Source organism: Agriterribacter sp., assembly GCF_035444585.1.
Taxonomy (GTDB): domain Bacteria; phylum Bacteroidota; class Bacteroidia; order Chitinophagales; family Chitinophagaceae; genus Agriterribacter.
Window position 1 is genome coordinate 1 of sequence record NZ_DAOMOZ010000208.1, and the last position, 8331, is coordinate 8331.

Sequence of the window (8331 nt, forward strand, 5' to 3'; positions counted from 1 at the left end):
CGTGGTTTGCGGCCAGTTGCCGTGGTTATTCTGGCCGTCAATGATGAGCAGCTTAATTTTTCCCTTTTGTGGTTGCGCACTGTTTTGCAGCATAAATAATGTGCACAGACTTGCGGTAAGTAATAATATTCTTTTTCCAAGTTTTTTCATATACGCGGTTTTGATATATAAGACTGTAAGATTGTAATACCGTAAGATTGTAATACCGTAAGATTGTAATACCGTAAGATGGTAATACCGTAAGATGGTAAGATTGTAAAAAACGCAAGGCCGTAAAAGCATAAAGCATATGCAATGTTTTAACCTCTTACCCCTCTTACCATTTTACAATCTTGGCATCTTACAATCTTGCCATTTTACAATCTTACCATCTTACAATCTTACTTCGTCACCCTTAACACCCCCCGCATCACTACATAATGCCCCGGGTAAGTGCATACGTACTGGTAGTCGCCGGGCTGTGCGGGTGCAGTAAAATAAATAGTTTCTTTTTCTGTAGGCCCCAGCAACCTGGTATGAAACAATATATTCGGGCCGGCAGGCACAAAACCCGATTTCTCGCCGTTCAAACCCAATTTGGTCGCGGCTTCTCCCACATTGTCGGCAGCGCCTGGCCTGGTGATCACCAGGTTGTGCAACATATCATCGTTATTGTTGAACAGCAGCTTTATTTTTGAGCCCGCTTTAACGGTGATCATTTCCACATCAAATTTTAAACCGGGTTTGGTGGCTATAACGATGCTGTGGTCGGGTCCTTTTGTCCAGGCAGCAGGCTGCTTCGTGTTGTGTTTAATATCAACAGCTTTTGATGCGGCCACCGGGGCTTTTGCCGTTTCGTGCTGCATGCTGTGCCCGTGCTGAGGTGCGGTTAGATTGACCCTGTTCTCTGCCGTGATCACCAACTTGTCGCCATCAGGCAGTTGATTGAGTGTATAAAACCCAAAATCATGCAACAATGTATTGCGCTCTGCAGAAAGCACACCTTCCGCTTTTATTTCATGAATATACCCCAGCCTTAAGCTATCTACCACCAGCCGTACTTTTAACCGGTCGGGCGAAACCGCTATCGCTTTAATGGGGCAACTTCCCTGGTTGATAACCGGACTGCCGTAATTGTGATGGTACTTATAGGTAAAGCTTGATATCCGGTAAGATGCCGCATTGCGGGCCGACCGTTCGTCAACCGGTTGGGTGAATTCAATTTCAAATCCATCGGGTTTGGCCTGCACTGCCTTCATTTCAAAAGCAGTTTTTCCATTCCATACCATCCGTTGTAAGCCATAAGGCGCCCTGCCTGTAGAACCCCACCCGCGTGATGTCATGCCCACGAACATGCTGCCGTCTGACCCCCAGTTGAGCCGGAGGATGCCTGAAGAAAAACCTTCCCGGAAAGGAAATACGATGCCCTGGTAAACACCTTTTACCTGCTCCAGGTATACCCGCATGATTTTACTTTGACCCTGGTCGCCAACAAACAGCTGACCTTCAAAAGGTCCCATCTCTCCCTTTACATCGTAATTGAGAATGCCCGCGGTTGAAACACCCATGACCGTATGCGGGAACCATACCGATGGCGGCTTTAGTCCAGGTACACGCCTGGCTACATCGTATTTGGGCTCGCCCGTATCCGGAATGTCTTCTCTCTTAAGTTTAACCGTAGATCCGGGCAGGTGCGACCATACGAGGCTTGCCGGGTTGCCAACAAAATCGCCTTCGGCCACATGGGTAATGCTACCCGAACCTACCCAGTCGCCCTGGTTTTCGGCATAAAAAATATCCCCCTTATCGTTAACCGCAAAAGCAGCAGGTGAGCGCATACCGGCAGCAAAGGGTTTCATTTTTCCGTCGGGCGTGATCTTTATCATCCATCCATGCCATTTGGATAAGCTTTCCCCATGATCTACCACCCAACCAAGATTCAGGGTAAGTACCATATTCCCGTCCCTGTCCAATACCGGGCCATAGGAAAACTCATGGTAATTGGCTGCTAACGGCCAGGAGTACACTGTTTCGTATTCATCTGCTTCCCCGTCGCCGTCCAGGTCACGTAAACGCGTAAGCTCCGACCGTTGTACTGCATATAGGTCTCCATTGATATAATTCAAGCCCAGCACCTCATGCATCCCCTGCGCAAACAGGCGGTAATGCGGCCGGACGCCGTTTTTCATATAGGGATTGGTAATGATCCACACTTCACCCCTGCGTGTAGATACAGCCAGCGCATCATCGGGCAAAAAAGTCATGCCCCCCACTTCCAGCAATATGCTTTCGGGTATAGGAACCGTTTGAATGGTATAAAAATCTTCTTCTTTCTGAACATGTATGGCAGTATCCGTTTGGCTCTGTGCAAACAGATGTGCAGCAACACCTATGCATGATGCCAGACACAGCATACGTTTTAATAAGCGGGATAACATGGAATATAATATTGTCATGATCTTTATAATAATTACCAGATGAGAGAATAGGTTATTACAGCGCCGGCTTTATTTACCGGAACAAGCAATTCCTGGTTTGCGCCCGCCTGCCGTATAAACGGCCGGAGTTTTTCATCAATTGAAATATCGTATGACTTATCATCTATAGCATAAAAACCTTTTTTGCTTTGTTCTATCTTTTTAGCTGCCGCAATGCGGTAGTAAAAGTTGGCAGGCGGATTGGCAACCGTTAGTGCTCTTACAAGTCCCGATGCATCCGGCACTGAAATTTTATCGGTAACCTGTACGTCGTGTATGCTGTACCGGAATGAAGGCGCCCTGCCTGCATCCAGTGTATATCCTCTATTCTGCACATCGTCAAAAGATACGCTATCGGGCCACGCGGTATTTACTGCATCGGGCAGAACGGCTAATGCCGGGGCATCTGATAAGCTGATCACACTACCCAGCGGAACAATGCGCTGGTAAGGCTCTCCCCTTTCATGCCAGAGGTCGGTAGCATCGGCAAACTCCCCGCGCCATACCTGCAATAATGCCCCTGTTTTTAAATCGTAAGAATAATTTACCCCGTTGGGATCCCCTACAGAAATGGCATGTGTGATCATTTTTTTTCCATAGCTCAAAAAGCTGCGCAACAGGTAGGGTCTTGCTTCAGGCTGGACAATAATAGGATTAACGATCTTTACTTTTTCAGGCGTGTCGTTTGCTGTAGTTAAAGAACGGTATTGAATATTGCGGATCGCCACATTGCCATGATCGCCCTGGATCATTAAAGGTCCTGTGGCCTGCTCTTTCTCAAACAGGGGAGATCTTGTAGGCCCCGTCAGCGCTACCTGCTGCTGCACCAGCACGCCGTTAAGGTACACGGCCTCAAATCGTGCATTCGCGGTTTTTACACCCTGGTCATTAAAGCGCGGTGCACGGAACTGTATTCTCAAATGTTGCCATAAGCCCGGAGCCCGGGCTACATTTTCCAGTGGTGCATAACCTTCAAATCCCGTGTTCTTATCATTGTTCCAGCGCTGGTATACGCCGCCGCAATCGGAATAGGAAGGCCGCTGCACCATCCAGCTATCAAACAACTGTATTTCATACCGCCCCTGCAGGTAAATGCCGGAATTGGATCCTTTAGCCATCATAAAATCCAGCTCCAGTTCCACATCACCAAAATTTTCTTTGGTTACCAGGTGCATCCTGTTCTTTTTGGAAACCGTATTGACCAGCGCCCCTGTTCCGGGAACAGGCTTCAGTTCGCCGTCTTTATTGATATCTGCTACGGCATCCGATGCAACCGACCAGTTGCCACCCGGATCGGCAAATGCCTCAAGATCATTCAGGGAAATTGTGGTAAAGCCCGGCTGTTCCTGTGCATAAGCAATGCATACAAACAGTACACCCAGGAAGAGGAGGTACATTCGTCTTTTGACCATTCTGATTGTATTATACGTTTAAAGTTGAAATGATTACAACTGTTGTTGTTTTAAAACAGGATAGCGAAACTATAGAAATATTTTTTTCCCGGCGTTATTCTTTTCAAAGGTAAATGCAGCTAATTTAAAAATTATAAAGCGTTGCAGACTCCCTGCCATTATGAACCGTGCCGGCAGCACGCTCTTCTTTATAGATTCATTCACAACCGTGCCAAAGCACAGCTTTACAAAAGTGTTGAGCCTACGGCTTTTCCCAAATTTAGATGCGTTTGCTATGCACACTTTCCCGTAAAATGCTTCTCACCCCAGGAAATGATAAACATAAAATTCTCACTTCTCTCTGCGTGAAATATTCATCCACCCCTCCCCTCTTCAAACATTCGCCTCCTTTCACTTCTCTCGTTTCACCTCTCACCATCACCCTTTCCCTTTCTCACCCAACCCTTCCCTATTCAGCCGCCCTCGCTTCATGCTCTGCCACCATTTGGTCAAATGCCCCGGCTCTTGCAGCATCAAGCTTTGCTTTTTGTATCCAGTCATCTGTTCCGTATACTCCTGCTTTGGAATGATCAAAGGGTTTGAATTTTATTTTGTTGATGATCCTTTTGTTTGTAATCCGGAAGTCAAAATTTTTCACATCTTTAAATCCGGGGTCGGCAATAACCGAATGTTTGTCTTTTCCTTCCTGCTGCCATGCTGCAAATGTTTTTCTACCAAAGAGGATATCGTTGCTGCGGGTATCCCGGTAGCAGTTTTCATCGGTTTTTATATTAACCGTTGGCCAGTTACTGCTCAGCAAAGTTCCGCTGTTGAAATAAACAATGTTATTGGTAAATGAAAATGAAAGATGCTTTTCCACACGGGTGGCCTGCAATTGTGCTTTAATGCTGTTAACAAATATATTGTTGCGGATGATATTTTCTTTCCCGTAATGCTGGTGAAACCCTGAGCTCTTACAGTTATACACCAGGTTGTTTTCCATGGTAATGCCCTCCGAACCTTCATCTGTGTACAAGCCCCATCCGCCATAATCGAGCGAATAAATATGATGAATAACATTATTGCTTACAGTAGTTCCCTGTGATGCACCCAATGTATATACACCGCCCATATCGCTCAATACACCCCACCCCAGGTGGTGGATATGGTTATACTCCACCCGGTTGCGTTTGGAAGGACTGGGTGTATATCCCCATACCCATCCCACGGACACGCCGGAGTATTTGAAATCTGAAATTTCATTATGGAGCAGCTCATTATCACTCCCATGAAAGATGATCATGCCCACTGCACAGGGAAACACATGTCCGCCCGACCGGGCTATGTTGTTCACCACTTTTATATGGTGCGTTACTTCCCCCGGGTTGGCACGCAGCACGGTTTCACCAATTTTAACAGCGCCTGCGCCGAGGTCGTGCAAATAGCAATGTTCTATCAATCCATTGTCGCAGGCCCTCCTGAACCAGATACCACTGCCACCCGTACCCGAAATTTCGCAGTTAACGAACGATACCCGGCTCGCGAAATCCATTTCAATGCTGGCTGCTATGGGCGCAGCCGCCTGCGCAGGTTCCACACCCGATGGCGGCATACGATAACCGGCAACCCTGAAAGCAATGTTTTCAAAACGGATATTACTGGCTTTTTCCCCGGTTTTTTCATTACCGGATATGGCAATGAATTTATCCAGCAAAGGCGCCATAGCTATCGTTGTTTCTATGGTTTCACCCGGCCGGGGACGGTAATACAATGTGCCGAAGCGTTCTATGAACCATTCGCCCGGGGCATCCAAAGCCGGCTGCAGGTTTTCAATAGCAAACAGCGACTTCGTTGTAATAGGGTTCCATGGCTTCATGCCTTGCCCGCTGATGTAAATGGAAGTATCGGCGGCGTTATAGAACTGAACATGTTTTTTGGTATTGTCCCAGTGATGGTAAAAAGTGATCACCGCGTCTTTCCAATCTTCCTCACTTAAATTCTTAACCTGGCTTGCAGCCTCTGCAGGAATTTTAATTTGCTGAACCGCCAGCTCCGGCGCCCGCCCATCTCCTTTAACAATAACCGTTTCTTTAACCGATACCGGGGAGTAGAATCCTTTGTTGGGCGTTTGTGCCCTGGTTACACGCGTTCCGTTTACAAATAGCTGCTCAAAGCGCCAGCCATACCGCCGCACTTCCGGAACATCAGTCTTCCATAGGCTGTCCGATACCTTTTCAAATCTGTTCAGGTAAAACCCGCCATAAAAAACCGCGCCTTCCTCTCCTTTAAAAACCAGGGGAGATATCTCCGTACCGCCATCCTCAACCGTCAGCGTTAAAGTTTCAGGCATTATGTACTCACCTTTGCGAATGATCACCTGCCATGCATGTTGGGCATCAGGATCTTGCTTTCGCAATAAGCATATGCGGTCCCTTGCCGCGGTAAGCGTTGCCAGCGGCTGCTCAGCGGTTCCGGGGTTGCTGTCGTTGCCACCGGGCGCTATGTAAATGTTTTGCGCAACTGCATCTTGAAATAATAAAAAGCTGAACGGCAGGAAGAGGGTAAACCAAAAGTTTTGTTTCACAAGTAGTACTATTGTTGATGAGCTAAAAATAAGTTTTTTTGCCAAGAGGCAGGAGGAAGCTTTAGCCAGAGAATATTCTTTCCGCTTACCTTCGGGGACAAGCGGGACGGCGGCGGCTGAATGGGGTTGCGCCGGGGTCTGCATAAAAACCCGCATCCCGCTACCGCCCTGGTTCGTGTCTACGAACCAGCTTCTTCCGGCTTGCCATCATGAAACACAAGCCGTGACGGTCATGAAGTTTTTTAGAAGATAAAGAGGATAAACTTGAGTCTCCCCCCTTTCCGGCACGTGGAGACACGTGCCGGGATTTCTTAAAACAATTGTTTTCTCATATGCTTACAGTACCCCCCCAATATATCACTGACAACACAGGTAAAAAAATATCTGTAGTGCTTCCTATAAAGGATTTTAAAGCCATTATGGAAGAACTGGAAGAGTTGGAAGACATTCGTCTTTATGACGAAGCAAAAAAATCTAATGAGCCTTCCATTCCTATTGATGATGCTTTTGAAATGATTGAAGCTAAACGCAGGGCAAAGTAATGGCTTATCAGGTAAGCTTAAAGAAACGGGCAATTAAAACCCTGGGAAAAATTAACGAACCATATTATTCCAACATTAAAAAAGCTATTTACAACCTTGCGCATAATCCGCGTCCTGCAGGCTATAAAAAGCTAAAAGGCAGGAATGGTTATCGTATCCGTGTAACGGACTACCGAATTATCTACGATATTTTTGACGATATACTATTTTTGGGTATGCCCGTCTATAACGAAACTGCTGCCCAATCGCCGGATATTCCTTACTTTTAAGCGCATGATCACCGTTGGTCTTATAAAGCATTAAGCGCTATTAAATGAACATACTTGAACGTTTTTCATCTGTTACTACATTTATATTTGATATGGACGGCGTATTAACCGATGGCAGCATATGGATTTTCCCCGGCGATGAACATATTCGCCGCATGGATATGAAAGACGGGTATGCACTTCAACTGGCAGTGAAAAAAGGCTATAGGATAGCAGTCATTACCGGTTCGCATTCTCTGCCCATGCAGGAAAGACTGGCCACCTTAGGTATTACCGATGTTTTTCAACGGGTGCAACATAAAAAAGAGCAGCTCCATACCTACATAAGGCAGCACGGGCTCAATAAAAACGAAGTGCTGTATATGGGAGATGATATACCCGATCTTGAAGTGATGCAGTCCGCGGGAATTGCCTGCTGCCCTGCCGATGCCGTTACCGAAATCAAAAGCATAGCACACTATATTTCTCCCAGGAGCGGCGGCAAAGGCTGCGTGAGAGATGTAATAGAAAAAGTATTAAAGATTAACGGGCATTGGGAGGCGGATACGGGGGTGAGGAGTGTGTGAGGATGATTTGAGATTTAAGATTTGAAATTGAGATAGCTTCGGATTTAGGATTTTATACTTCGGATCTGTATTCTATTGGGTTCTTGTTATTTACTTTTTGGTGCTTTCATTCGAATTTCGAAATTCCGGCTTCGGGCTTTATTTACCTATCTTAGCGGCACTTTAAAGTTGTTGCCATGGCTGCACGAACCGACCTGTTTACCAGTCCTGATTATTTGCAGTTGGATGACCTGCTTACCGAAGAGCAGAAAATGATCCGTGAAACTGTAAGGGCTTATGTAAAAAAGGAGATATCCCCTATTATTGAAGATTATGCCCAGAAAGCCAGCTTTCCTGAGCATATCGTAAAACAATTGGGAGAGCTGGGTTGCTTTGGTCCCACTATTCCTGCCGGATACGGTGGTGGCGGGCTCGATTATACCAGCTACGGGCTGATGATGCAGGAACTGGAAAGAGGCGACAGCGGCGTACGTTCTACCGCTTCTGTACAGGGCAGCCTGGTAATGTTCCCCATTTATGAGTA

The 8331-nt window shown here is 46.5% G+C and carries 7 protein-coding genes; 4 read left to right on the forward strand and 3 right to left on the reverse strand.

The genetic code is table 11. The features are described 5' to 3' along the window. Positions 1-380: 380 nt before the first annotated feature. The 3 genes from PLH26_RS17705 to PLH26_RS17715 all read right to left on the reverse strand — a co-directional run bounded on the left by PLH26_RS17705 (position 381) and on the right by PLH26_RS17715 (position 6431). Positions 381-2435 carry a plastocyanin/azurin family copper-binding protein gene (locus PLH26_RS17705; protein ID WP_324587365.1) on the reverse strand — a complete coding sequence of 685 codons (2055 nt, stop codon included), beginning with the start codon at positions 2433-2435 and terminating at the stop codon, positions 381-383. Between the two features lie 14 nt (positions 2436-2449). Next, positions 2450-3868 carry a 3-keto-disaccharide hydrolase gene (locus tag PLH26_RS17710; protein WP_324587366.1) on the reverse strand — a complete coding sequence of 473 codons (1419 nt, stop codon included), beginning with the start codon at positions 3866-3868 and terminating at the stop codon, positions 2450-2452. A 448-nt stretch (positions 3869-4316) separates the two neighbouring features. Further along, complete coding sequence (locus PLH26_RS17715) at positions 4317-6431, reverse strand: right-handed parallel beta-helix repeat-containing protein (RefSeq protein WP_324587367.1); 2115 nt, start codon at positions 6429-6431, stop codon at positions 4317-4319. Between the two features lie 332 nt (positions 6432-6763). Between PLH26_RS17715 and PLH26_RS17720 the strand changes: the two genes are divergently transcribed. The 4 genes from PLH26_RS17720 to PLH26_RS17735 form a co-directional block, all read left to right on the forward strand. Beyond that, positions 6764-6973 carry a RelB antitoxin-like protein gene (locus PLH26_RS17720; protein ID WP_324587368.1) on the forward strand — a complete coding sequence of 70 codons (210 nt, stop codon included), beginning with the start codon at positions 6764-6766 and terminating at the stop codon, positions 6971-6973. Further along, positions 6973-7242 (forward strand): type II toxin-antitoxin system RelE family toxin, encoded by a 270-nt coding sequence (locus tag PLH26_RS17725; RefSeq protein ID WP_324587369.1) that lies wholly within the window; start codon positions 6973-6975, stop codon positions 7240-7242. Before PLH26_RS17720 ends, PLH26_RS17725 begins: the two co-directional genes overlap by 1 nt. A 44-nt stretch (positions 7243-7286) precedes the next feature. Further along, the gene (locus tag PLH26_RS17730) at positions 7287-7808 is read left to right on the forward strand and encodes a KdsC family phosphatase (RefSeq protein ID WP_324587370.1); all 522 of its coding nucleotides are present in this window, start codon (positions 7287-7289) and stop codon (positions 7806-7808) included. Positions 7809-7984: 176 nt separating this feature from the next. Next, positions 7985-8331: acyl-CoA dehydrogenase family protein (locus PLH26_RS17735; RefSeq protein ID WP_324587371.1), on the forward strand; the 347-nt coding region annotated here is incomplete at its 3' end.